Genomic DNA, 23164 nt, shown 5'->3' with positions numbered 1-23164 from the left:
GGATGATCGTCAAGCACCGACGCCGTGGGGACAAGTCCCCGGCTCAGCCCAGCCGCATGATGCTCGGCTGGTGACCCGTCTCTACGCCATGCTCCGCAACAAAAACTCATGACCCGACGCCACCGCGACCCTGGAATCACCAGCGTGATCAACGACCAGCCGGGCGACATTCATCCCGGAGACATCTACGAGGACTGCGCGTTCCACCCTGTGCTCTGCACCTACATCGACGACGGCGACGAGATCGGCGGGATTTCCCTCATCGACGCGAGCGACCCACGGGCCTGCTCACTCAGCGGCTGCGCCGTGATCAAACTATCCATCGCCGACGTGCTTGCAGCACGAGCCGACTGGCCCACCTACCTAGCCCGCCGCAAAGCTGAATTCGAAGCGCAAAGCCCCCCGCCAGCTTGACAACCACAGGGCCACCCCAAGCCCTCCCGCAGGTGACGTCCTCACATTGATTCCCTCGCCCCGTCGACAAAGCTCCGGCCGAATCGTTCGGAGGCCGCGTAGGTTCTCGAGGCCGAAAGGTCCGCTCAGGAGTGCCGGCGGGCACCGGGACAAGTCCCCGGCTCAGCCCAGCAGCCTCGGCTTGTGCTCCAAATGCGACAACCCGTTCCAAGCCAAGTTCACCAGATGCGCTGCCACCTCGTCGCGCTTCGGTTTGCGCGCGTCCAGCCACCATTGGCCCGTCAAGGCGACCATGCCCACCAGGGCCTGCGCGTACAGTGCCGACAGTTTCTCCTCGTATCCGCGCGCCGCGAATTGCTGGGCGAGGATGTGTTCGACCTGGCCCGCGATGTCGTTCAGGACAGTGGAGAAGGTGCCCGTGGAGCTGGCCACCGGGGAGTCGCGGACGAGGATGCGGAAGCCGTCGTGGGAGTCCTCGACGTAGCTGAGCAGGGCGATCGCCGCTTGTTCGAGCATGACGCGCGGGTGGCCGCCGTGGAGGGTGTTGACCATGCGGTCGAGCAGGAGCTGCGTTTCGCGGTCCACGACGACCGCGTAGATGCCTTCCTTGCCGCCGAAGTGTTCGTAGACCACGGGTTTCGAGACGTTCGCGCGGGCGGCGATCTCTTCCACCGAGGTACCGTCGAAACCCTTCTCGGCGAACAACGCGCGCGCGACGAGGAGCAGTTGCTGCCGGCGCTCGCTGCCCGTCATGCGGACGCGCGTCACCGGCGCCGCCGGTCGCGCGCCGGTTACCGCTGCTTCGCGCTTCGCCCTTCGTCTCCCCGCCATGCGCAGCAGGGTAGCCGGGTGGCGGCGCGCTCAGGCGAACGCGGTGTTGCGCGCGTGGTCCTCCCACGCGGTCAGCTCGGCCCGCACCTGGTCGAGGTGGCCGCCGATGGCGTCGACGGCGTCGCCGCCGAGGGCCAGGCGCAGCGGGGCGTCCGGCGCGTCGAGCGCGGTGAGGATGGCGGCGGCGGCCTTGGCGGGGTCGCCGGCCTGCGTGCCGTCGGCATCGACGACGAGGCGGCGCGTGGGGCCGACCGACTCGGTGTAGTCGTCGATCTCGCCGCTGCGGCTCGTGCTGCCCCACAGACCGGTGCGGAACGCGCCCGGCTCCACGATCAGCACCTTGATCCCCAGGCGGCCCACCTCGTCGGCGAGCCCTTCGGAAAGCCCCTCCAACGCGAACTTCGTGCCGCTGTAGGCCGAGAACCCCGCGAACGACAGCTGCCCGCCCATGCTGCTCATCTGCACGATCGCGCCGGACCGCCGCTCGCGCATGTGCGGCAGCGCGGCGCGCACGAGGGCCGCGGGGCCGAAGACGTGTACGTCGAACAGCGATCGCAGCTCCTCGTCGGTGGTCTCCTCGAACGCGCCGACGTGGCTGCGCCCGGCGTTGTTCACCAGCACGTCGAGCCGGCCGTGCCGCGCGATCACCGACGACACAGTGGCGTTTACGGCCGCGAGGTCCGTGACGTCGAGCGCCACCGCCTCCACCTGGTCCGGGTGCGTGGCGACGACGTCAGCGAGCGTTTCGGTGCGCCGCGCCGCCGCGACCACCACGTCGCCGGCCGCCACCGCGGCCTCGGTAAGGGCGCGGCCGAAGCCGCTGTTCGCGCCGGTGATCAGCCAAACCTTGTTCATGTCCTGAGCCCCTTTCGCTGACATCGACTCTGGGCGAAAATCGCTCGCGGGGCCAAGACCTGCTGTGATAACCATTGGCTATGGACGTGCACGGCCGCGATCTGCGGTACTTCGTCACGGTCGCCGAAGAGCTCCACTTCACGCGCGCGGCCGAGCGGCTCTACGTCTCCCAGCCGGCGCTGAGCAAGCAGATCCGAGTGCTCGAACGGCAGCTCGGCGCGCCGTTGTTCGACCGCGACCGCCGCGAAGTCCGGTTGACGCCGGTGGGCGAGGCCCTACTGCCGCACGCCCGCCGGGTGCTCGCGGAGTGGGACGCGGCGCACGACGCCGTCACACGGGCGAAAGCCGAGCAACGCGGGACGCTTGTCGTCGGCATGAGCACCAGCCCCGGCCGCGGCGGCATGCTGCCCGCGATCCGGTCGAGGTTCACCGACGAGCACCCCCACGCCCGGGTCACGCTGCGCCAAGTCGGCTGGCACGACTCCACCGCGGGGCTCGCCGACGGCTCCACCGACGTCGCCTTCGTGTGGCTCCCGGTGCCGGGCGCCGAACGCTACCGCTGGATCGTGGTCGCCGAGGAACCCCGGCTGGTCGCGATGTCCGCCGCCCACCGGCTCGCCGGAGAGTCCACAGTGGACTTCGCCGACCTGCTCGACGAACCGTTCCTCGCCCTGCCCGCCGACGCCGGCCCGCTGCGCGACTACTGGCTCGCTCCGGAGGCCCGCGGCGGCCGCTCCCCCGTGATCGGCGCGGAGATCGGCAGTGCGGACGAGACCTACGAGGCCCTCGTCGACGGCCTCGGTGTCTGCCTCATCGCCGCAGGCAACGCGCCCCTGCTCACCCGCGGCGACGTCGTCGCCCTGCCCGTGCGCGGCGTATCCCCCAGCCGCCTCGCGCTGGCGTGGCGCAAGGACGACACCCGGCCGCTGGTCCACGCCTACGCGAACGCTGCCCGGCTGGCCACCCGGCCGTGAAATGCAAAGCGGACCACCGGAAACCGGTGGTCCGCAAAGAAAGCAGGAAGAACTCAGCCCTCGGACGCGATCCGAGCCAGCCGCTGCGGAGTCGGCCAGCGGACGTCGTGCACCCAGCCGAACTTCTCGAACATCCAGATCAGGCGGGCCGACATGTCGATCTGGCCGCGCTTCACGCCGTGGCGGGCCGAGGTCGGGTCGGCGTGGTGGAGGTTGTGCCAGGACTCGCCGAAGGAGAAGATCGCCAGCGGCCAGAAGTTGGCCGAGCGGTCACGCGCCGCGAAGGGGCGCTCGCCGATCATGTGGCAGATGGAGTTCACGGACCAGGTCACGTGGTGCAGCACGCAGATGCGCACGAGGCCGGCCCAGAAGAACGCGGTGAGCGCGCCCCAGAACGACCACGAGATCAGGCCGCCCAGCAGGGCCGGCAGACCCAGCGAGAGCAGCGACCACAGCCAGAACAGGTCGTCGACCTTCCGGATCGCCGTGTCCTTCACCAGGTCGGGCGCGAAGCGGGCCTGGTTGCTCTTGTCGCGCTCGAACAGCCAGCCCATGTGCGCGTGCCAGAACCCGCGGGCGATGGCGGCCGGCGAGGTGCCGAACATCCACGGCGAGTGCGGGTCGCCGTCGCGGTCGGAGAACGCGTGGTGACGACGGTGGTCGGCCACCCAGGTGATCACGGGGCCCTGCAGGGCGATGCTGCCGGCGATGGCCATCACCACGCGCAGCCACTTCTTCGCCTTGAACGACCCGTGCGTGAAGTACCGGTGGTACGCGACGGTGATGCCCAGGCCGCTGATGCCGTAGAACACCACGAACAGCGCGACGTCGACCCACGTCAGTCCCCAGCCCCACGCGAACGGGACGGCGACCAGCAGGGCCACCAGCGGCGCGAGCACGCCGAAGTACACGGAAAGCTGCACGCCGATGCCGCGCTGACCTTCGACGATCGGCTTGGGGCCCTTCGGGGCCGGCGGCTCTCCAGTTGGTTGGGAACGGTCGAGGGTGGCCGTCATACAGTTCACTTCTTCCTACGAGCCCCTGCGAAGGGTGACCTAACCTACGATGCCGTAAGTTACGGTACAGGAGGTTTCGAGCCCTGGGGAGGCCCGAAATGTCCATTCCGCTCCGGCGCGGTTCACCGTGTGGAGTACCCCGGGCGCGGGCGTTTCACCCTCCCGCCACCACCGTCGCCGATCATCGCTATCCTGACCAGGATCGATCCGCCGTAGTGTAATCGGCAGCACTTCAGATTTTGGTTCTGACAGTTCAGGTTCGAATCCTGGCGGCGGAGCAGACGTGTGACCAACCCGAGCCGAAGCGATGGGGGTGTGGGGCGGCTGAGCGATAAAGCGATCGACCCCGGAACCCCCCGGCGTCCGACTCTCGTCGAGATGTCCGACGCGTGGCTGGTCGGACGCGCGCGTGAGCTGATCGCGGCCGTCCAGCGGCAGGAGTTCGACAAGCAGCTCGAGATCGTCGCGATCATGGACGAGCTGCTCGAGGAAACCCTGCGCCGCGGCGAGCCCACGCTGGTGGCGCAGCTGCTGCGCGCCTCGGCGTTCGCCCGCCTGGTCACGCGCGGGCTGGCCGCCGAAGCGGAGCCGCGGCTCGACGAGATGCTCGCCCACACCCGCCGCCACGGCCTGTCCCTGCTGCGCGCCGACGCGCACGCGCTGCGCGGGCGCCGGCTGGTACTGGCCGCGCAGGAGGACGCCGCGCTCACCGAGATCGCCCGCGCGCTCGCGATCCTCGACGACTCCACGATCCCCGACCGCCAGGTCGGCGTGCGCAACTGGAACCGCATGCAGTCGATGGCGCTCATCGACTGCTGGATCGTGCTCAACCAGCTCGGCGTGTACGAGGCCGCCGAAGAGGTCATCAGCCGCGCCCACCAGGCGATCCGCGAGAGCGCGAGCCCCCACGAGATCACGCTGCAGCTGATGAACCGCGTGAAGATGCTGCTGGGCTGGGGCCTGCGGCTCGAGCGCATCGAGCAGTACGACGAGGCGGCCGAGAAGTTCCGCACCGCCGCGTCGATGTCGGTGGCGGCCGAAGGCCCGTTCGCCGAGTCGCTGTTCCCGCGCAAGGCCGGCGTTTCGGCCGTCGACCAGGTGGGTGTGCTCGCTTCCGCGCTGGCGCTGCACAACCCGGCCGCGGAGCACGTGGACCGGCTCAAGCAGATGCACCGGGGCCACCACTTCCCGCACGAGCAGGAAATCGTCGCCATCGCGCTCGCACGGTGCCTCGACCGCTCCGGGCGCCGCGAAGAAGCACTCGACGTGCTGCGCGAGACGCGCAAGGCGATGTCCGAGGACATCTCCCAGCCGTCGATGCGGCTCAACATCGCCCGCGAGCTCGCGCGGCTCGACACCACGCCGGACTACGCGTCGGGCGCCAGCAAGTCTTTGATCGACTACGCAACCACTCTCGAGTCCGAGATGTGGACGCTGCGCGAATCGCAGATCGCCACGCTCAACGCGCGCCGCGAGCACGAACGGCTGTCGGCCGAACACGGTGCGATCACGCAGCAGGCACTACAGGACCCGCTCACCGGCCTGCCGAACCGCCGCGCGCTCGACGAACGCCTGCGCGCGCTCGCGTCGTCGGCCGACGCGCAGCCGCTCGCCGTCGGGCTCGTGGACCTCGACGGGTTCAAGGGCGTCAACGACAAGCAGTCGCACGCCGAGGGAGACAACGTGCTCCGCGTTGTCGCGAGCACGCTACGTGACGCGTTGCGCGGCGACGACGTTGTCGCGCGCTACGGCGGCGACGAGTTCATCGTCCTGCTGCCGGGCGCGCCCGCGTCGGCCGCGAAGATGGCGCTGGGGCGTGCGGTGAAGTCCGTTGCGGAGCTGCCGCACCACCTTTCGCACGGCGTCACCCTGTCCATCGGGCTGGTGTCGCTGCGGCCGCAGGAGCGGGCCGAGCAGGTGCTCGCGCGCGCGGACGCGGCGATGTACGAAGCAAAACGCGGTGGCGGCAACCAGGTCGCCTCCGCCAATTCGATGGCGGGCGACGCCGGCGCGAGCTGGCCCGCGGAGAGCATCCCGGCCGACCCCTCGTGGGGCGTCGAGGAGCCCACGTAGGATCGTTGCCCGTCGGAACGAGCCGGTAAATCGTTGTTGGGAGTCTCGTTGAGCGGCCCGCTGAGCACGCTGATCCTCGCCGCGGGTGAGGGCACCCGCATGCGTTCGTCCACCCCGAAGGTGCTGCACCCGATCGCCGGGCGCCCCTTGGTGGAACACGCCGTCCGCGCCGCGGCCGGACTGAACCCCGAACACCTGGTGGTGGTGATCGGCCACGGCCGCGAAGCCGTCGGGGCCGAGCTCGCGCGAGTCGGCGAGGTGCTGGGCCGCGAGGTGACCACCGCCGTGCAGGCCGAGCAGAAGGGCACCGGCCACGCCGTGTCGTGCGCGCTGCACGAGCTGCCCGCCGGCCTCACCGGCACGGTGCTCGTGAGCTACGGCGACGTGCCGCTGCTCGACACCGAGACCCTCGCCGCATTGCTGGCCGAGCACACCGGCTCGGGCAACGCGGTCACCGTGCTCACGGCCGTGGTCGCCAACCCCGCCGGCTACGGGCGGATCGTGCGCGACGACGCGGGCGTGGTCCAGTCGATCGTCGAGCACAAGGACGCGACGCCGGCGCAGCACGAGATCACCGAGATCAACTCGGGCGTCTACGCGTTCGACGCCGCCGTGCTCGCCGACGGCCTTTCGCGGCTGTCGACGGACAACGCGCAGGGCGAGCTGTACCTCACCGACGTGCTGGGTATCGCCCACCACGACGGCAAGGGCGTCGGCGCGCTCGTGGTCGACGACCCGTGGGTCACCGAGGGCGTGAACGACCGCGTGCAGCTGGCGACGCTGGGCGCGGAGTACAACCGACGGATCGTGCGCCGCTGGCAGCGCGAGGGCGTGACCGTGACCGACCCGAACACCACGTGGATCGAAGCGGATGTGACGCTCTCGCGCGACGTGCTGCTGGAGCCGAACACGCAGCTCAAGGGCACCACGTCCGTCGACGAGGGTTCGGTCGTCGGACCGGACACCACGCTGGTGAACGTGACGGTCGGGGCCGGCGCGTCGGTGGTGCGGGTGCACGCCAACGACTCCGAGCTGGGCGACGGCGTGAACGTCGGCCCGTACACGTACCTGCGCCCCGGCACCAAGCTGGGCGCGAAGGGCAAGCTGGGCGCGTTCGTCGAGACGAAGAACGCGCAGATCGGCACCGGCACGAAGGTGCCGCACCTCACCTACGTGGGCGACGCGATCGTCGGCGACCACAGCAACATCGGCTGCTCCAGCGTCTTCGTGAACTACGACGGCGTGAACAAGCACCAGACCGTCGTGGGCTCCTACGTGCGACTCGGCGCCGACAACACGCTGGTCGCGCCGGTGCGAATCGGTGACGGCGCTTACAGTGGAGCGGGTGCGGTCATCCGGGAGGACGTCCCGCCTGGTGCACTAGCGGTGTCGGCGGGGCCGCAGCGCAACGTCGAGGGCTGGGCGGTTCGGCGCAGGCCGGGCACGCCCGCGGCGGAGGCGGCGGAAGCCGCGCTCGCCGCGAGTGAGGACACCGCCGTGTCCGTGTCGGAAGCAGGAAACGACGGGGAGTCGCCAGCATGAGTCCGAAGTCAGGTACGCCGAAGAAGAATCTGATGCTCTTCTCCGGCCGTGCGCACCAGGAGCTCGCGGAAGAGGTGGCCAACCACCTCGACGTGACGATCACCCCGCAGACCGCGCACACGTTCGCCAACGGTGAGCTGTTCGTGCGGTTCGAGGAGTCGGTGCGCGGTACCGACGCGTTCGTGATCCAGGCGCACACCACGCCCATCAACGAGTACGTGATGGAGCAGCTGATCATGGTGGACGCGCTGAAGCGCGCTTCCGCCAAGCGGATCACCGTGGTCATGCCGTTCTACCCGTACGCGCGGCAGGACAAGAAGCACAAGGGCCGCGAGCCGATCTCGGCCCGGCTCATCGCCGACCTGTTCAAGACCGCGGGCGCCGACCGGATCATGACCGTCGACCTGCACACCGCGCAGATCCAGGGCTTCTTCGACGGCCCGGTCGACCACCTGATGGCGCAGTCCGTGCTCGCCGACCACATCAAGGCCACCTACGGCGACGCGGACATCACGGTCGTTTCGCCCGACTCGGGCCGCGTGCGCCTGGCCGAGAAGTGGGCGCAGCAGCTGGGTGACCGGCCGATCGCGTTCATCCACAAGACGCGCGACCCGGACAAGCCCAACCAGGCCGTGGCCAACCGCGTGGTCGGCAAGGTGCAGGGCAAGCTCTGCGTGCTGATCGACGACATGATCGACACCGGCGGCACGATCGTCAAGGCCACCGAAGCGCTGATCGAGGAAGGCGCCGCGGACGTCGTCATCGCCACGACGCACGGGATTCTGTCCGACCCGGCAACCGAGCGGCTTTCGCAGTGCAAGGCGCGAGAGGTCATCGTGACGAACTCCCTGCCGATCCCGGAGGAGAAGCGGTTCCCGGGGCTGACGGTGCTGTCGATCGCACCGATGCTGGCGGAGGCGATTCAGCAGGTGTTCGAGGATGGTTCGGTGACCTCGTTGTTCGACGGGGCCGCCTGAGGGTTTTGCCGTTTCGCCGTCGGTGGATTTCGGTCCGCCGGCGGCGAAACTGTCTGTGCTGCGCGGTGTGGTGCGGCTAGCTTCTCTGGTCATGGGGAAATTCAAGTTCGGAGTCAGTCTGCGGACTGTCGATTCATCGTTCGTCGGTCTGTGCCGCCGGGCCGAGGAGCTGGGGTACGACGCGATCAGCGTGCCCGACCACCTGGGTGCCGGGCGTCCGGCGCCGTTTCCCGCGCTGGTGGCCGCAGCGGCTGCCACTTCACGGCCGAGCGTCGGGACGCTCGTGTCGAACCTGCCGTTCTACAACGTGGCTTTGTTCGCCCGCGACGTCGAGAGCACCCACGTGCTGACCGGCGGCCGCCTCGAACTCGGTCTGGGCTCCGGCCACATGAAATCCGAATTCGACGACGCGCGCCTGCGGTGGCTGAAGGCAGCCGACCGGATCGCCTACTTGCGCGACGGCCTGGCCGAACTGCGCTCCCGGCTCGACACCCTGCCGCGCCTGCTCATCGCGGGCAACAGCGACGGCGTCCTCGCCCTCGCCGCGGCCGAGGCCGACGTCGTCGGGTTCGCCGGGCTGCGCCAGGCCCGCGGTAAAGCACCGGGCACGTTCGTCCTCGACCCGGCCCCGGTGATGGACGATCGCGTCGCGTACTTCCGTTCGCTCGCCGCTGATCGGGATGTCGAGTACAACCTGCTGGTGCAACGCGTGGTCGTCACCACCGACCGCCGGGCGGCGGCCGAGGAGTGGCGCTCACTGACCGATCCGGAGCCCGGTGCCGACGAACTGCTGGAGGCTGCGCAGCTCCTGTTCGGAACGGTCGACGAGATCGCCGATCAACTCGTGCAACGCAGGAAACGCTGGGGCTTCTCGTACATCACGGTGTTCGACTCGATGATGGAAACCCTCGCCCCGGTGGTGGCTCGGCTTCGCGGACACTGACCTGTAACGCAGGTCACAATTGTGAACTCCCTGCGGCGGTGGCGCTCCAGCCGCTGCTGAGGGAGCACGTGGCGGACGGCGAGCGCGACCGCCGCCTGTCGGACGAGGTGAGCACCGCGCTGGCCGACGCCGGGCTGCTCCGCATCCTCGCGCCCCGGCGGCGCACCACGCCACCTGGGCGTCGCTCGGGGCGATGGTGACCAATGAGGACGGCAGTTTCGTCGATGCGGTGCTGTGCATGGTGCCCGCATCGGAAGAGAAGCTGGAGAAGACGTGGGAGACCGTCGGGATGCGGGGCACCGGCAGCGACACCTGGGTCGCCGACGACGTGTTCGTGCCACACCACCGGACGATCTCCATGGGTGCTGTGGCGGAGGGCGTGTCGTCCATCCCCACCGACGAGGCGATGTACCGGATCCCGTTCGCGCCGTTGGCGAATCTGCCCCTGCTCGGCCCGCTGCTGGGCATCGGTCGCGCGGCTGCACGCCTATGACATCGCCGACGAACTGGACGCCACGACCCCGGCGGACTACGTGGCCCGCGCGGAAATGCGCGCCCGCTTCGGTTACGCCGCGCAGCAGGTGCTCGAAGCGCTCAACATCCTGATCAACGTGCACGGCGCCGCGGGCTTCGCGGAAACCGGCCGCCTGCCGCAGTTCTGGCGGGACGCGAACACCGCCGCCCGCCACGCAGCGCTGAACTCCGTGGTCGGGTACGAGATCTACGGCAAGGCCCTGCTCGACGTCGAGGAGCGGATCAGCCCCATGGTGTGAGCCGAAAGCACGGCAGTAATCCACAAAGGACACATGGTCAGCCCGCCACGGGTTTCTCCGTCACCCAGTCGACCAAGCCGTACTCGACCGCCTCGGCCGCGGTGAACTGCCGCCGCCGCTGGGCATCCGCGCGAACCCGCTCGATGGGCCGGCCGCTGCCCGCCGCGATCAACCCGACTACTTCGCTGGTCCACTTGTCGAGCAGAGCGAGGTGCACCGGCGACGGATCCGGCGGGAGCCGGGGGAGGCTCAGCGCCACCATGGCCTGCGGGAGGGCGGCCCGTTTGCCGGTGGCGCCACTCGACACGAGCAGCTGCGCCATGCCGGCGGCCAGCCCCGTGGCGCACGTGGCGACGTCCGGCTCGACGAGGTTCATCGTGTCGAGGATGGCCATGCCGGCCGTGACGGAGCCGCCGGACGAGTTGACGAGGAAGGTGATGTCGGCCCTCGCGTCTTCATCCTCGAGGAGCAACAGCTGCGCGGAGATCGTGTTGGCGATCGCGTCGTCGATCTCGCCGTTCAGGAGGACGACGCGCTTTCGCAGCAGCTGTCCGGCGTGCGCGCTGAAGTCATCGTTGCGGGATCCGCCGGCCGACGCCGGGGGCCGGCCGGAACCGTGGTGCCGAACCTCGGCTGGGCCTGAAACGTAGCCGGAGGTGATACCCGCCGCGGTCTCGTCGTTGTCCCGGCGAGCTGACTCATCGACGATTTCCCTTGCCCGCTCGGCCGCGGCCGCGGATTCGGACGCCAGCTCCTCACCCAGATCTCGCTGCGCGCGCTCGGCTCCGGTGGTACCGCGCAGAATCCCGCGCAGCCGCCGAGCCATGTCATCACGGCGCGTCACAGCCGGACCTCGCGCCGTCGAGAGCACCGCGGTTCGCGATGGGCGGCATGGCTTCCCAGCACCTCAATCATGACCGCGACGGTAGCCCCGCGCTTCGGGAGCGGTCCCGGGCAACGGTTCAGTCGCCGGCCACGCTTTCCGCCGCGGAACGCACCGCAGCCACCGCGTCGCCGGCGAGCAACGTCAGGACGCGGGCCAGCAACCCCTCCGGCACGGCTTCCTCATCGATGTCCGCCTCCACCGCCAGGCCGTTGCTCAGCGCCAACAGGATCACCGCGAACTCTTCGGCCGGCAACGGCAAGGAGAAGCCGAACCCCGACGCCAAGCGCTCCAACGCCCGCGCGATGGTTCCGCGCACCTCGCGGCGGCGTCGGCGCAGAGCGGCGCGGCGGTCCGCATCGTGGTGCGCCAACGCGAAGAACTCCGCCAACAGCCGGTGCCACACCGCGTCCGTGCGCATTTCGTGCATCAGCACCGCCGCGACGTCCGCGAGGCCGGCCGTGCCGGTGTCGGCGGAGGCGAAGCTTTCGAGGCTGGCGGAGAGCCGGTGTGCGGCGTGCTCCTCCATCAGCGCCAGCACGAGTTCGTCCTTCGACGCGAAGCTGGAGTAGACCGCGCCCTTCGTCAGGCCGGCGGCGGCCGCGACCTCGGTCAGCTTGGAGGCCGCGATGCCCTGGTCGCCGAAGACCTTGAACGCCGCGTCGAGGATGCGGCGGCGTGTTTCGGCGCGCGTCGGCCGCGTGCGGCCCGGTGCGGGCATCGGGGTGCATCCTCCTGATCAAGGCCTTGACTTTCACGAAGCAAACTCAATACCTTCAGGTATCCAATACCGGGAGGTATTCGATGTCAAGCGCACAGCGATACCTCGACAACGGCACCTGGCGCGAGCGCACGTTCGCCCGGCTCCACGAAGACGTCGACCGCGTGGCGACCGGGTTGCGGGACCACGCGGGCGAGGGCGACAAAGTGGCGTTGCTCGCCCCCATGAGTCCGGAGTGGACGATCTGCGACCTGGCGATCGCCCGCATCGGCGCGATCTGCGTGCCGATCTACCCCACCAGCACGCCGAGGCAGATCAGCTGGATCCTCGAAGACTCCGGCGCCGTCGCGGCGTTCGCGGACGAGCCCGGGCGGATCACCACGATCCCCGTCCTCGGCACCGAGATCCCCGACACCGAGCCGAATCCCGGGCCACCACAACACCCACACCCGGACGACGTCGTCACGATCGTCTGCACCTCCGGCACGACCGGCGACCCCAAGGGCTGCGTGCTGACCCACCGCAACATCACCTCGATCGTCGCCACGCTGCGGCAGCTGACCGACGCCGGCCCGGGCGACGTCCTGTTCGCCTACCTCCCGCTCGCCCACCTGCTCACGCGGATGCTGCAGTACTTCTGCCTCGAAACGGGCGCCACCATCGCGTACTCCAGCGGCGACATCCGCGCCGTCCTCGCCGAGCTGGCCGAGGTCGCCCCCACGTACCTGCCCTCGGTCCCGGCGATGTTCGAGAAGATCCACGCCGCCGTGCGCGGGCCTCGGCGTGGAGCTTGAGATTGCCGAAGACGGCGAGGTGCTCGCGCGTTCGGAAGGTGTCTTCAAGGGCTACCACAACAATCCCCGAGCCGCCCGAGAGACCATTGTGGACGGTTGGCTGCGCACAGGGAACCTCGGCCGGCAAGAACCTCTCGCCCGCCGCCATCGAGAACGACCTGCGCCGCACGCGCTGGATCGCCGGCGCCGTGCTGCTCGGCGACAGCCGGCCGTACCCGGTGGCGCTGCTGAGCGTCGATCCGGACGATCTCCCCGCGCTCGCCGCGGAAACCGGGATCAATCCGGACGTTCCCGGCTGGCACGCCGACGAACGACTCCGCTCGGTCATCACCCGTGACGTGGAGTCGGTGAGCGCGCGCTATTCTCCGCCCGAGCGAATCCGGGACTTCGCGCTCGTGCCCGAGCCGTTCTCCGTCGAATCCGGTGAGCTGACCCCGACCCTCAAGATCCGCAGGGACGTCGTCGCCCGGCGCCACGCCGCGCCGGTCGACGCGCTCTACCCCGCCCCCTGAACCACCGGCAACGCCGCCGGTGACCGTGAGGAAGGACCCTTCTCCATGAGGAAACTGCGGACCAAAGCGGCCGTGCTGGCCGCCGTGGCGCTCGTGGCGGCCGCGTTCACCGCCGCGCCCGCGCAGGCGGCAGTGCAGGCGGCCGGCGGCAACAACGACCCGTCGTGCCACCCGAGCTCGGCGCACCCCCGGCCCGTGGTCTTCCTCCACGGCCTGGGCGCCACCTACTACGAGGACCTCAACTTCCTGCAGTCGGCCGTCGCGGCCAAGGGCTACTGCACCTTCAGCCAGACCTACGGCGCCTACCCCGGCTTCCCCGTCGTCGGCGGCCTGCGCCCGATCGCCGACTCGGCAGGCGAGATCAAGCAGTTCATCGGCCAGGTGCTCGCGGAGACCGGGGCGTCGCAAGTGGACATCGTGGGCCACTCCGAGGGCGGCTTCCAGTCCCTCTACGTCACGAAAACCCAGGGCATCTCGGACAAGATCGGCTCGGTCGTGTCCATCGCGCCGCCCACGCACGGCACCACGTTCGCCGGCCTCACCAAGCTCGCGTACCTGCTCGGGCAGGGTGAGCGCGACTCGGTCGGCAAGGCCCTGTCCACGCTCGGCTGTCCCGCCTGCGACGACCTGATCACCGACGGCGCCGCCGTGAAGAAGCTGACCACCGGTCCCATCGCGCAGCCCGGCGTGAAGTACACCGTGATCACCTCGCGCTACGACGAGCTCGTGACCCCCACCGACACGTCGTTCGTGCGCGAGCCCGGTGTGGTCAACGAGTACGTGCAGGACACGTGTCCGTTCGACCCGGTCGGCCACATCGGCGAGGCCTACGACCTCAACGTGTGGAACCTCGTCACGAACGCCCTCGACCCGGCCCACGCCACGAAGTTCTTCTGCACCGTGGGCTCCCCGGGCTGACCCGAGCCGGGGCCCCTCGGGTTCGAGGGGCCCCGTCCGGCGTCAGTACGCGACGGTGAACCGCGCCCGGCTGTGGCGCGGCTCGTCGATCTCGTCCACGAACGCGATCGCGAAGTCGGCACCGCTGATGTGCGAGTTGCCCTCCGCGTCCGACAGCAGCACGTCGCCGCCCACGTGGTACGACCCGGTGCGCTCGCCCGCGATCCACGCACCGAACTTCGCGGGCGGGCTCACGTAAAACCACTCGACGTCGGCCGGCAGCTCGCGCAGCGCGGCGAGCACCTCGGTTTGCGCAGTCGCCTCGGCTCGGTACGTGTCCGGGAAGTCCGGTGTGTCCAGCAGCCGCGGACCACCGGGCGCCACGAGCAGCGAAGCCGCGCCGCCCACGAACGACAGCCGCGCACCGGCCGCGCGGGCCGCGTCGGCGAGCGCCGGCAGCACGTCGAGCAGCCGCCGTCCCTGCTCGTCGGCCCGGCCCGGGGTCGCGACCACGATCACGTCGGCGCCCTTGGTCGCATCGGCGATGAACCCGGCGTCGTGCAGCGAACCCGTGCGGGCCTCGACGTCGGCGTGCAGGCCCTCGGCCTTGCGCGCCACCCCGACGACGGCGTGCCCGCGCCGCAGCGCCTCGTCCGTGATCCGGCCACCGACGTATCCCGTCGCGCCGAACACCACCAGCTTGCTCATGTCCCCGCTCCTCCTGGTTGAACACTCAACAAGGGCGAGGGTAGAGACGGAAGATCCACTACTTCAACGAAACCAACGCACCCCGCGGTAGGCGTGCAGGTCAGCCGCCGAGCGTGCCGAACGACTTGTCGAGCTTCGCCTTCACCGCGTTCGCGTCGAAGGGCACGTGCACCTCGCCGACGGCAGTCGGCTTCGCGAGCACCTGATAGCTGGCGGTGCGGTTGGGCAGCGAGAACTTGACCGTGCACGACATGGTGATGGTCGCGTCGGCCGCCGCGTCGCCCTGTGTGGAGCAGGTCTTCGAGCCGAGCGAATCGGCGCTGACGTCGATCGTGAGCGTCACGTGGACCACGGGCTTGGCGCCCGGGCCGTTGCCGACGACGCTGTTGGTCACGTCGACGGTGGCGGTGCACGAGCCGACGAAGTCCTGGCAGTCGAGCCGGTCGTTGGTGACCACCACGCTCGCCTGCGACAGCCCGTCGAACGGCTGCCCGAGGCCGCCGACCGCGTTGTCGAAGTCCGTGTGGAACTTCTTGAGCGCGTCGCCGGTCAGCGGCTTCACCTGAAAGCCGGTGCCGAGCTTCGGGCCGCCCAGCGGGTCGAGCAGCGCCGGCGCGAACGAGACCACGCGGTGGGGCTGCGCGGTGGTCACCTGCAGCTCGCCGAGGCTGCCGCCGAGCTGGTAGACCTCCGTGCCGTCGTCGAGCTTGCGCTTCACCGGGTCGGTCGTCTGATTGAGACTCGACAACGATTTGACCAGCCCGGCCACGAGCTTGTCCGGGGCGAAATGCGGACCGGGGTCCATCGGCAGCTCCGTGCCGACGGTGTGCACCCAACCGGCACCGAACTGCGTGCTGTTTTCCTCGAGGCCGTGCGATTTCCAGTAGTCGGCGTCGGCGGAGAGGTAGAGGTCGTCCCCGAGCTCGGTGACCTGCACCACGTGACCTTCGAACGGCAGCGCGCCGAAGCCGTCACCGTCGCGCGTGATGCGGAAACCGAGCCCGATCGGCTTGCCCGACGCGTCCTTCACCGTGGTGTCGAGCTCCAGCGCGGGCGCCTTGCCCAACGCGTCCAACGCGTCGTCCACGGCAGCTCGCTGCTCCGTCAACCGGTTGGCTATCTGCTGGTCAGCGGCGGAAACCCCCGCCGAACCGGCCACTGAGACCTGGCACCCCGCGAGGACACCACCCAGCAGCACGACCGCCGCGGCGATCCATCGAGCCCGCATTCTCGCCCCTCTTTTTCGCGGGAATCATCCCATGCCCGCGGCACGCGCCTGAACCACCGGAATCGGGTCGTCACCGACCGGCAGGACCAAGGTTTAGTCGCGCGGGGCCACCCGCCGCAACCTCCTTGTCGAACGAGGGTTTACACTTCTCGAGTTGTCTCGGCGAGGCGGGTGCACCCTATGGTGCCCAGCGTGATCGACGCGGCGGCTCGAGAAGCCCCGTGGAATGTGCACGCCTGGAAACTCGCCGCCGTACGCAGCTGATTTTCGAAGCACAACGCCCCGAGCAGAGATCGACGATCCCCGCCGCCACCTGCTGCACCGATTTGTGATTTGAAGGAGTGCTACACCGTGTCCGAGGTACGTCTTACCGTCGAGCCGCGCACCGAGTTCGGCAAGGGAGCCGCGCGGCGCACCCGTCGCGCCGGCAAGATCCCCGCGGTCCTCTACGGGCACGGCTCGGACCCGCGGCACTTCGCGCTGCCGGCCCTCGAGTTCGCCCGCGTGGTCCGCGAGAACGGCAGCAACGCCGTGCTCACCCTCGACCTCGAGGGCTCCAGCGAGCTGGCGCTGACCAAGACCATCGTGGTCCACCCGCTGAAGAACTACATCGAGCACGTCGACCTGCTCGTGGTTCGCCGCGGCGAGAAGGTCACCGTGGACATCCCGGTGGTCGTGACCGGCACCGCCGGCCCGGGCGGCCTGGTGAACCAGGACCTCGACACCCTCCAGATCGAGGTCGAGGCGCTGCACATCCCGGAGCAGATCGAGGTCTCCGTCGAGGGTCTCGAGATCGGCACCCAGATCACCGCCGCGCAGGTCACCCTGCCGCAGGGCGCGGTCCTCGTGACCGACGCCGAGGCGCTGGTCGTGGCCGTGAACGAGCCGCAGCGTGAAGAGTCCGGCGACGAAGAGGGCGCCACCGAAGGCGCCGACGCTCCCGCCGGGGACGCCGAATAAACTCACTTCCGTGAGTGAAGACCTGCCTGGGGCCGGCGAGCTGATCGTGCTCGCCGGCCTCGGTAATCCCGGGCCCCAGTACGCCGGCAACCGCCACAACGTCGGCTTCATGGTGCTCGACGAGCTGGCCACCCGCATCGGGGGCAAGTTCAAGGCGCACAAGAGCGGCGCCGAAGTGCTGGAAGGGCGGCTTTCGGGCCGTCGCGTGGTGCTGGTTAAGCCGCGTTCGTTCATGAACCTCTCCGGCGGGCCCGTGGTCGGCGCCGCCCGGTTCTTCAAGGTCGAGCCCTCGGGCGTCGTCGTGGTGCACGACGAGCTCGACGTGCCGTTCGGCGCGCTCAAGCTCAAGCTCGGCGGCGGCGACAACGGGCACAACGGCCTGCGCTCCATCACCAAGTCGCTCGGCACGCGTGAGTACTACCGCGTGCGCTTCGGCATCGGCCGTCCCCCGGGCCGCCAGGACCCTGCCGATTTCGTGCTGAAGGACTTTTCGACGGTGGAGCGCAAGGAGCTCCCGTTCGAGGTTTCCGTGGCCGCAGATGCGGCTGAGGCGCTCGTTGCCAAGGGGCTCACCGCGGCCCAGAACGAGTTCCACGCAGGTTGATCGGCCGGTTGCTCTCTGCAATTGAAAGCGGTTCGTGATCATTAGTTGCTCTGCGTAGTTTTTCCTCACTCGATGGGCGGCTTATGGGGCCCTGATCGAGTCGTCCCGACGCGTGCGGGCTTCCCGCTGCCTCGGTGACCGGTTAGGACGGAATGCGGGAGTCCGCACACCGACCCTGAATCGGAGAATGTTTCATGTCGTTCACCGCCGAGGACCTCACCGAGGTCACCTTCGGTAACGCCCCGATCGGCCGCCGTGGTTATGCCAAACAGGAGGTCGACGAGTTCGTGCGGCGCATCGCGAAAACGATCGCCGAAGAGGACGACCTGACCGCGGCCGAAGTCCACCACGTCATGTTCAACAAGCCGCTGATCGGCAAGCGCGGCTACGACGAACGCGAGGTCGACCAGTTCCTGGACACCGTGGAAGAACAGCTGGCCGACCTGTCCGGCCGCCGCGCTCCCGCCGTGCCCGGCGCCCGCGACGAACACGAGGCGACGGCCTCCCGCGCACCGCGTCCGGAGGTGACGGAGAACGCCGAGTCCTTCCAGGACCGGTAGGTCTTTCCGGCCTTGACCGCGTCGTTCCCCCGCGGCGCTTTCTCGGTCTGCGTTTGTGTTCTTCTTCCTGAAACAACCCCGCCCTCCGGACTCCCAAAGCCCCGAAACACGGAACCGGCCCGCTCAGTTCGCTGAGCGGGCCGGTTCCGTTGTTGGTGGCTGCGCTGAGGCCACGGCTCCCGGCTGCGCAGGAGTCGATGAAGCAGCTCGTCAGTGTTCGGCGTTGTGCGCGATCTTGTCCGCGTACTGCACCGCGGTCGCAGCTCGTTTGACCTTGCCCGAGGGGGTCTTGGGCAGGCTGCCGGCCGGGAGGACCACCACGGCGAACGGGCGCATGTCCACCGCGTCGCGGACGCGGGCGGCGACCTGCTTCGACAGCGCGCGTTCGGCGTCCGCGTCGCCCGCCAGCTTGGATTCCACGACGACGGCGAAGCGTTCGCGGCGGCTGCCCGCGTCGAGGCGGACGGCGACGGCGTTGCCGGCGCGCACGCCCTCGACCGAGGTGGCCGCGCGTTCGATGTCGGTGGGGTACAGGTTGCGGCCGCCCATGATGATGACGTCCTTGCGGCGGCCGCAGATGACGATCTGGCCGTCGATGAGGTAGCCCAGGTCGCCCGTTTTCATCCAGCCGTCGGCGTCCTGCGTGTCGAGCGGGCCGTCGACGGTGAGGTAGCCCGGGGTGACGGCGGGACCGCGGAGGCGGATTTCGCCGACTTCGCGGTCGCCCAGCAGCGAGCCGTCGGCGGAGACGATGCTCGCCTCCAGGCCGTCCAGCGGGCGACCCAGCACGGCGAAGGAGCGCACCGCGTCCGTGCCTCGCCGAGCGTCGCCCTCCGGGACCGGGACGGCGCGATCGTCGGCCTCCAGGGCATCGGCCTCGACGACGTCCAGGGTCAGCCCGGTGAACAGCGGCGCGAAGGACACCGCCAGCGTCGCCTCGGCCATGCCGTAGGCCGGGAACACGCACTCGGCCGGCATCTTGAAGCGGGCGCCCGCGTCGACGAACGTCTGCACGGCCGCCTCGTCGACGGGCTCGGCCCCGTTGAGGGCGATGCGGAGCTTGGACAGGTCGTAGGCGTTGTCGTCCTCCACACGGGCCATACGGCGGCCCACGATGGCGTACGCGAAGTTCGGCGCGGCTGTCGTGGTGCCGTTGTACTTGGAGATCAGCTCAGGCCAGATCAACGGGCCGGACAGGAACTCGACGGGCGTGATCTTCACCAGCTCCACGCCGAAGGTCATCGGCACGGTCAGGAAACCGACCATGCCCATGTCGTGGAACGTCGGGAGCCACGACACCATCACGTCGACGTCGAAGTCGAACTCCGCGCGCTCGACCATGGCCTTCACGTTGGTGTAGAGGTTGCCGTAGGTGATCCGCACGGCCTTCGGCTCGGCCGTCGAACCGCTGGTGAGCTGGAGCAACGCGGTGTCGCCCTCGTCGGTGGGCACGACCTCGGCCAGCGGCTCGGCCTCGGCCAGCTCCGTGATCAGGCGGTGCTCGATGCCCTTCTCGGCCAGCACGGGCGCGAGCTGGTCGAACGGTTCGCCCAGCACCACCAGCCCGGCGCCGATCATGCCCAGCACCTTGACCGTGTCCTCGGCCCATTCGGCGAGGTTCGTGCGTGCCGTCGGCTGGTGCAGCATCGTCACGCTGCCGCCGGCCAGCCACACGGCCTGCACGGTGGGCGCGATGAGCACCGGCGCCGCGGCCAGCACGGCCACCGCGCTTCCGGGCTTCAATCCGCCCGCGACCAAACCACCGGCGATCTTCTTGGCCTGGTCGTGGACCTCGGCCCACGTCCGGCGCACCGGCTCCTTGGGCTCGCCCGTGACCATGCCGCGCTGCTGACCCCGCCCCGTCGCCGTCCCGACGAGCGTGTCCACGAACCGACTCATGCGCGACAGATTACTGTCTGGCTGTCAACGCCCGCCTGCGGTGGCGTGAACAGCACCGATCCAACCGTCATTCGAGCGCTTCGGACGTCTCCAGCCACTTCGCCTCGACGTCTTCCTTCTCGGTGTGCACGCCCTTGAGCTCTGTGTTCAACGCGATGAGCTTGTCCGGGTCCGTGGCCGCTTCGAGCAGCGCCGCGTGCAGCTTCTCCTCGCGCGCGGCCAGCTGGTCGAGCTTGCGCTCCAGCCGTCCGAGCTCCTTCTGCGCGGCCCGGATCTCCGCGTTGCTGCGCTTGGCCTCGGCCTTCTCCGGGGCCGCCGACCCGTCGCGCCGCGGAGTCGCCTCCCGCAGTTTCGTGCGGCGGTTGAGGTACTCCTCGATACCGCCGGGCAGGTTCGTCACGTGACCGTCGCCGAACAGGGCCACGGTGGTGTCGCAGACGCGCTCCACGAGGTAGCGGTCGTGCGAGACCACGACCATCGTGCCGGGCCAGCCGTCGAGCAGGTCTTCGAGCTGCTGCAGGGTGTCGATGTCGAGGTCGTTGGTGGGCTCGTCGAGCAGCAGCACGTTGGGCTCGGCCATCAGCAGCCGGCACAGCTGCAGCCGGCGCCGCTCGCCACCGGACAGGTCGCCGACGGGCGTCCACTGCCGTTCGGCCGGGAAGCCGAGCTTCTCGCCCAGCTGCGACGCCGTCATCTCCTGCTTGCCGAACACCACGCGCCCGGCCACCTGCTCGATCGCCTGCAACACGCGCAGGTCGGCCGGCAGGTCGTCGAGCTCCTGGCGCAGGTGCGCGAGCGCGACCGTCTTGCCCTCGACCCGCCGCCCCGTCTCGGGAGCGACGTCGCCGCCCAGCAGCTTGAGCAGCGAGGTCTTGCCCGAACCGTTCACGCCGACGAGACCCACTCGGTCCCCCGGCCCGATCCGCCACGTCACGTGGTCGAGCAGCGTGCGGTCGCCGACGCTCAGCGTCGCGTCTTCCAGCTCCAGCACCGTTTTGCCGAGGCGGCGCTTGGCGAACGCCATCAGCTCCACGGAGTCGCGCAGCGGCGGCACGTCGGCGATCAGCGCCTCGGCGGCTTCCACGCGGTAGCGCGGCTTCGACGAGCGCGCCTGCGGGCCGCGGCGCAGCCACGCCAGCTCCTTGCGCGCCAGGTTCTGCCGCTTCTCCTCGGCCGTCGCGGCCAGGCGCGCCCGCTCGGCGCGCGCGAAGATCCAGTCGGCGTAACCGCCTTCGTACTGCTCGACGCGCCCGTTCGCGACCTCCCACGTGACGCTCGCGACGGTGTCGAGGAACCACCGGTCGTGGGTCACGACCACCACGGCGATCCGGCGGGCGAGCAGGTGGTCGGCCAGCCAGCGGACACCTTCCACGTCCAGGTGGTTGGTGGGCTCGTCGAGCACCACGAGGTCGAGCTCGCCCGTCAACGCAGCGGCCAACGCGACGCGCCGGCGCTCGCCACCGGAGAGGTTGGTGGTGGGGGTGTCGAGGCCGATGGCCGTGATGCCGAGGCCGTCCACAATGGACCGGACGCGCGCGTCGGCCGCCCATTCGTGTTCCGCGCCATAGCGTTCGAGCACGACGTCGCCGACCGTGCTGCCTGAAGGCAGCTCGGTGCGCTGGGTGACGACGGCCATGCGCAGGTCACGAACATGGCTCACCCGCCCGGAATCCGGCTCGCTCAGACCCGCGAGCACCTCCAGCAACGTCGTCTTGCCGCCCCCGTTGAGACCGACCACGCCGATGCGCTGTCCCGCGGCGACGCCGAGCGAAACGCCGTCCAGGAGCGGTTTCACGCCGTACGACTTGCTCACCGACTCCAGGTTGACCAGGTTGGCCATCCGATTCAGCCGATCCTTTCCACAGTGGACTAGAGGTTCAGGCGTGCACGCGCGGTGGCGCGCCACGGGGTGCGTCGTCGCCGCCGACCAGCCGGGCGCCGGGCACCGGGCCGTGGGCGACGCGCACCGTCCGGCAGACGCCGGCGCCGGACAGCTCGGCCGCCACCTCGACGGCGGCCTGCGCGTCGGCACAGAGGAACGCGCACGTGGGCCCCGAGCCGGACACGCAGCCGGCCAGCGCGCCCGCGTTCACGCCCGCGCGCAGCGTGCGGCGCAGGCCGGGGCGCAGCGACACGGCCGCCGCCTGCAGGTCGTTGCCCAGCAGCAGCGCGAGCTGGCGCGGATCACCCGAAGCGAGGGCCTCGACGACGGGCGTGTGCGAGCCGATGCGCGGCGGGTTGCCCTCGGCGCGAAGGCGGTCGAGCTCGCCGAACACCTTCGGCGTCGACAGGCCCTGGGTGTCGAACGCGAGCACCCAGTGGAACGTGTGGCGCGACAGCACGGGCACGAGCTGCTCACCGCGGCCGGTGCCGAGCGCTGTGCCGCCGTAGAGCGCGAAGGGCACGTCGCTGCCGAGCTTGCCCGCGATCGCGGCCAGCTCGTCGCGCGTCACGTCGAGCTTCCACAGCGAGGCCAGGCCGACGAGCGTCGCCGCCGCGTCGGCGCTCCCGCCCGCCATGCCGCCCGCGACCGGGATGCCCTTGCGCAGCACGATCCGCACCTTCGGGTCGTCGCCTTCGGCGCGACCGGCGTAGGTGGCGAGCTCCTGGGCCGCGCGCCAGGCGAGGTTGGTGGCGTCGGTGGGCACCGACCCCTCCCCCTCGCCGAAGACCTCGAGCCCCGGGTCGTCGGTGACCGCGACGGTCACCTCGTCCGTGAGCGACAACGCCTGGAAGACGGTGACCAAGTCGTGGTAGCCGTCCTCGCGCAGGTCACCGATGGCCAGGTGCAGATTGACCTTGGCCGGGACCCGGACGGTGACTGGTGGTGGAACTACGGCGAGCACCCGTCAAGCCTACGTGGCCGGGCGCCTGGGCTCCTCACCAGGAGAAAACAGCCGTTTTCAGGACGGCTGTCCCAACCTCTCGGACACCCCTTCACCCCTCTCGGGCCCCACGTCCCACCAGCCACCCCAATGCGGCGTTGGGTGCGTTGAGCGC

Annotated in this window: 25 protein-coding genes and 1 tRNA gene; 16 read left to right on the top strand and 10 right to left on the bottom strand. The window is 69.8% G+C overall.

The features are described 5' to 3' along the window. Positions 1-144: 144 nt before the first annotated feature. Positions 145-414 (top strand): hypothetical protein, encoded by a 270-nt coding sequence (locus tag QRX50_RS14020; RefSeq protein WP_285972370.1) that lies wholly within the window; start codon positions 145-147, stop codon positions 412-414. Between the two features lie 162 nt (positions 415-576). On the opposite strand, the gene QRX50_RS14015 is transcribed toward QRX50_RS14020, so the two are convergent. Together QRX50_RS14015 and QRX50_RS14010 are read right to left on the bottom strand one after the other, a co-directional pair. After that, complete coding sequence (locus QRX50_RS14015; protein ID WP_285974454.1) at positions 577-1167, bottom strand: TetR/AcrR family transcriptional regulator; 591 nt, start codon at positions 1165-1167, stop codon at positions 577-579. A gap of 108 nt (positions 1168-1275) precedes the next feature. Further along, on the bottom strand, positions 1276-2100 hold the full coding sequence (locus QRX50_RS14010; protein WP_285972369.1) for an oxidoreductase: 825 nt from the start codon (positions 2098-2100) through the stop codon (positions 1276-1278). Between the two features lie 80 nt (positions 2101-2180). Here QRX50_RS14010 and QRX50_RS14005 point away from each other — a divergent pair, with 80 nt between their 5' ends. Continuing rightward, positions 2181-3074: a LysR family transcriptional regulator gene (locus tag QRX50_RS14005; RefSeq protein WP_285972368.1), complete on the top strand. Its 894-nt coding sequence runs from the start codon at positions 2181-2183 to the stop codon at positions 3072-3074. 53 nt (positions 3075-3127) lie between these two features. On the opposite strand, the gene QRX50_RS14000 is transcribed toward QRX50_RS14005, so the two are convergent. Further along, the gene (locus QRX50_RS14000) at positions 3128-4090 is read right to left on the bottom strand and encodes an acyl-CoA desaturase (RefSeq protein WP_285972367.1); all 963 of its coding nucleotides are present in this window, start codon (positions 4088-4090) and stop codon (positions 3128-3130) included. 206 nt (positions 4091-4296) lie between these two features. On the opposite strand from QRX50_RS14000, the gene QRX50_RS13995 reads away from it, so the two are divergent. The 8 genes from QRX50_RS13995 to QRX50_RS13960 all read left to right on the top strand — a co-directional run bounded on the left by QRX50_RS13995 (position 4297) and on the right by QRX50_RS13960 (position 10398). Then, a tRNA-Gln gene (locus QRX50_RS13995) sits at positions 4297-4368 on the top strand. A gap of 100 nt (positions 4369-4468) precedes the next feature. Continuing rightward, positions 4469-6163 carry a GGDEF domain-containing protein gene (locus QRX50_RS13990; RefSeq protein WP_285972366.1) on the top strand — a complete coding sequence of 565 codons (1695 nt, stop codon included), beginning with the start codon at positions 4469-4471 and terminating at the stop codon, positions 6161-6163. Positions 6164-6211: 48 nt separating this feature from the next. After that, complete coding sequence (gene glmU / locus QRX50_RS13985) at positions 6212-7705, top strand: bifunctional UDP-N-acetylglucosamine diphosphorylase/glucosamine-1-phosphate N-acetyltransferase GlmU (protein ID WP_285972365.1); 1494 nt, start codon at positions 6212-6214, stop codon at positions 7703-7705. Continuing rightward, positions 7702-8682 carry a ribose-phosphate diphosphokinase gene (locus tag QRX50_RS13980; protein WP_285972364.1) on the top strand — a complete coding sequence of 327 codons (981 nt, stop codon included), beginning with the start codon at positions 7702-7704 and terminating at the stop codon, positions 8680-8682. Before glmU ends, QRX50_RS13980 begins: the two co-directional genes overlap by 4 nt. Positions 8683-8773: 91 nt before the next feature. Continuing rightward, positions 8774-9625, top strand: coding sequence for a TIGR03621 family F420-dependent LLM class oxidoreductase (locus tag QRX50_RS13975; protein ID WP_285972363.1), 852 nt, complete (start codon positions 8774-8776; stop codon positions 9623-9625). A 38-nt stretch (positions 9626-9663) separates the two neighbouring features. After that, a complete protein-coding gene (locus QRX50_RS13970) occupies positions 9664-9825 on the top strand; it encodes a hypothetical protein (RefSeq protein ID WP_285972362.1) in 162 nt (53 codons plus the stop codon). Continuing rightward, the gene (locus tag QRX50_RS13965; protein ID WP_285972361.1) at positions 9819-10118 is read left to right on the top strand and encodes a hypothetical protein; all 300 of its coding nucleotides are present in this window, start codon (positions 9819-9821) and stop codon (positions 10116-10118) included. The genes QRX50_RS13970 and QRX50_RS13965 overlap by 7 nt, the downstream gene beginning before the upstream one ends. Beyond that, complete coding sequence (locus QRX50_RS13960; RefSeq protein ID WP_285974453.1) at positions 10063-10398, top strand: acyl-CoA dehydrogenase family protein; 336 nt, start codon at positions 10063-10065, stop codon at positions 10396-10398. The genes QRX50_RS13965 and QRX50_RS13960 overlap by 56 nt, the downstream gene beginning before the upstream one ends. A gap of 37 nt (positions 10399-10435) precedes the next feature. On the opposite strand, the gene QRX50_RS13955 is transcribed toward QRX50_RS13960, so the two are convergent. Both QRX50_RS13955 and QRX50_RS13950 read right to left on the bottom strand, forming a co-directional pair. Beyond that, positions 10436-11242: a ClpP family protease gene (locus QRX50_RS13955; protein ID WP_285972360.1), complete on the bottom strand. Its 807-nt coding sequence runs from the start codon at positions 11240-11242 to the stop codon at positions 10436-10438. 118 nt (positions 11243-11360) lie between these two features. Then, positions 11361-12002 carry a TetR family transcriptional regulator gene (locus tag QRX50_RS13950; protein ID WP_285972359.1) on the bottom strand — a complete coding sequence of 214 codons (642 nt, stop codon included), beginning with the start codon at positions 12000-12002 and terminating at the stop codon, positions 11361-11363. 83 nt (positions 12003-12085) lie between these two features. Here QRX50_RS13950 and QRX50_RS13945 point away from each other — a divergent pair, with 83 nt between their 5' ends. From QRX50_RS13945 to QRX50_RS13935, 3 genes are all read left to right on the top strand, one after another. Then, on the top strand, positions 12086-12796 hold the full coding sequence (locus tag QRX50_RS13945) for an AMP-binding protein (RefSeq protein ID WP_285972358.1): 711 nt from the start codon (positions 12086-12088) through the stop codon (positions 12794-12796). Positions 12797-12882: 86 nt separating this feature from the next. Further along, on the top strand, positions 12883-13308 hold the full coding sequence (locus QRX50_RS13940; protein WP_285972357.1) for a hypothetical protein: 426 nt from the start codon (positions 12883-12885) through the stop codon (positions 13306-13308). 45 nt (positions 13309-13353) lie between these two features. After that, positions 13354-14226, top strand: a complete 873-nt coding sequence (locus QRX50_RS13935; protein WP_285972356.1) for an esterase/lipase family protein — start codon at positions 13354-13356, stop codon at positions 14224-14226. 42 nt (positions 14227-14268) lie between these two features. On the opposite strand, the gene QRX50_RS13930 is transcribed toward QRX50_RS13935, so the two are convergent. Further along, the gene (locus tag QRX50_RS13930; protein ID WP_285972355.1) at positions 14269-14913 is read right to left on the bottom strand and encodes an NAD(P)-dependent oxidoreductase; all 645 of its coding nucleotides are present in this window, start codon (positions 14911-14913) and stop codon (positions 14269-14271) included. A gap of 100 nt (positions 14914-15013) precedes the next feature. Continuing rightward, positions 15014-16141 carry a hypothetical protein gene (locus QRX50_RS13925; protein ID WP_285972354.1) on the bottom strand — a complete coding sequence of 376 codons (1128 nt, stop codon included), beginning with the start codon at positions 16139-16141 and terminating at the stop codon, positions 15014-15016. A gap of 351 nt (positions 16142-16492) precedes the next feature. Here QRX50_RS13925 and QRX50_RS13920 point away from each other — a divergent pair, with 351 nt between their 5' ends. From QRX50_RS13920 to QRX50_RS13910, 3 genes are all read left to right on the top strand, one after another. After that, entirely contained in the window at positions 16493-17101 is a 609-nt protein-coding gene (locus tag QRX50_RS13920) for a 50S ribosomal protein L25/general stress protein Ctc (RefSeq protein WP_285972353.1), read from the top strand. 10 nt (positions 17102-17111) lie between these two features. Next, on the top strand, positions 17112-17705 hold the full coding sequence (gene pth, locus QRX50_RS13915; protein ID WP_285972352.1) for an aminoacyl-tRNA hydrolase: 594 nt from the start codon (positions 17112-17114) through the stop codon (positions 17703-17705). 194 nt (positions 17706-17899) lie between these two features. Then, positions 17900-18265 (top strand): DivIVA domain-containing protein, encoded by a 366-nt coding sequence (locus QRX50_RS13910; RefSeq protein WP_220244318.1) that lies wholly within the window; start codon positions 17900-17902, stop codon positions 18263-18265. 210 nt (positions 18266-18475) lie between these two features. Here QRX50_RS13910 and QRX50_RS13905 read toward each other — a convergent pair whose 3' ends face one another. The 3 genes from QRX50_RS13905 to QRX50_RS13895 form a co-directional block, all read right to left on the bottom strand. Further along, positions 18476-20164, bottom strand: a complete 1689-nt coding sequence (locus QRX50_RS13905) for a fatty acyl-AMP ligase (RefSeq protein ID WP_285972351.1) — start codon at positions 20162-20164, stop codon at positions 18476-18478. Positions 20165-20231: 67 nt separating this feature from the next. Next, positions 20232-22004 (bottom strand): ABC-F family ATP-binding cassette domain-containing protein, encoded by a 1773-nt coding sequence (locus QRX50_RS13900; protein WP_285972350.1) that lies wholly within the window; start codon positions 22002-22004, stop codon positions 20232-20234. Positions 22005-22041: 37 nt separating this feature from the next. Next, on the bottom strand, positions 22042-23010 hold the full coding sequence (locus tag QRX50_RS13895; RefSeq protein ID WP_285972349.1) for a 4-(cytidine 5'-diphospho)-2-C-methyl-D-erythritol kinase: 969 nt from the start codon (positions 23008-23010) through the stop codon (positions 22042-22044). Between the last annotated feature and the right edge of the window lie 154 nt (positions 23011-23164).

This window comes from Amycolatopsis sp. 2-15 (genome assembly GCF_030285625.1).
GTDB lineage: Bacteria > Actinomycetota > Actinomycetes > Mycobacteriales > Pseudonocardiaceae > Amycolatopsis > Amycolatopsis carbonis.
This window is presented reverse-complemented; position numbering and strand designations above follow the sequence as displayed.

Bases quoted from the DNA above. Each gene is read 5' to 3' on its own strand.
- QRX50_RS14015 (WP_285974454.1), bottom strand. From the start codon at position 1,167: ATGACGGGCAGCGAGCGCCGGCAGCAACTGCTCCTCGTCGCGCGCGCG.
- QRX50_RS14010 (WP_285972369.1), bottom strand. From the start codon at position 2,100: ATGAACAAGGTTTGGCTGATCACCGGCGCGAACAGCGGCTTCGGCCGC.
- QRX50_RS14005 (WP_285972368.1), top strand. From the start codon at position 2,181: ATGGACGTGCACGGCCGCGATCTGCGGTACTTCGTCACGGTCGCCGAA.
- QRX50_RS14000 (WP_285972367.1), bottom strand. From the start codon at position 4,090: ATGACGGCCACCCTCGACCGTTCCCAACCAACTGGAGAGCCGCCGGCC.
- QRX50_RS13990 (WP_285972366.1), top strand. From the start codon at position 4,469: ATGTCCGACGCGTGGCTGGTCGGACGCGCGCGTGAGCTGATCGCGGCC.
- QRX50_RS13980 (WP_285972364.1), top strand. From the start codon at position 7,702: ATGAGTCCGAAGTCAGGTACGCCGAAGAAGAATCTGATGCTCTTCTCC.
- QRX50_RS13975 (WP_285972363.1), top strand. From the start codon at position 8,774: ATGGGGAAATTCAAGTTCGGAGTCAGTCTGCGGACTGTCGATTCATCG.
- QRX50_RS13965 (WP_285972361.1), top strand. From the start codon at position 9,819: ATGGTGACCAATGAGGACGGCAGTTTCGTCGATGCGGTGCTGTGCATG.
- QRX50_RS13950 (WP_285972359.1), bottom strand. From the start codon at position 12,002: ATGCCCGCACCGGGCCGCACGCGGCCGACGCGCGCCGAAACACGCCGC.
- QRX50_RS13945 (WP_285972358.1), top strand. From the start codon at position 12,086: ATGTCAAGCGCACAGCGATACCTCGACAACGGCACCTGGCGCGAGCGC.
- QRX50_RS13935 (WP_285972356.1), top strand. From the start codon at position 13,354: ATGAGGAAACTGCGGACCAAAGCGGCCGTGCTGGCCGCCGTGGCGCTC.
- QRX50_RS13930 (WP_285972355.1), bottom strand. From the start codon at position 14,913: ATGAGCAAGCTGGTGGTGTTCGGCGCGACGGGATACGTCGGTGGCCGG.
- QRX50_RS13925 (WP_285972354.1), bottom strand. From the start codon at position 16,141: ATGCGGGCTCGATGGATCGCCGCGGCGGTCGTGCTGCTGGGTGGTGTC.
- QRX50_RS13910 (WP_220244318.1), top strand. From the start codon at position 17,900: ATGTCGTTCACCGCCGAGGACCTCACCGAGGTCACCTTCGGTAACGCC.
- QRX50_RS13905 (WP_285972351.1), bottom strand. From the start codon at position 20,164: ATGAGTCGGTTCGTGGACACGCTCGTCGGGACGGCGACGGGGCGGGGT.
- QRX50_RS13900 (WP_285972350.1), bottom strand. From the start codon at position 22,004: ATGGCCAACCTGGTCAACCTGGAGTCGGTGAGCAAGTCGTACGGCGTG.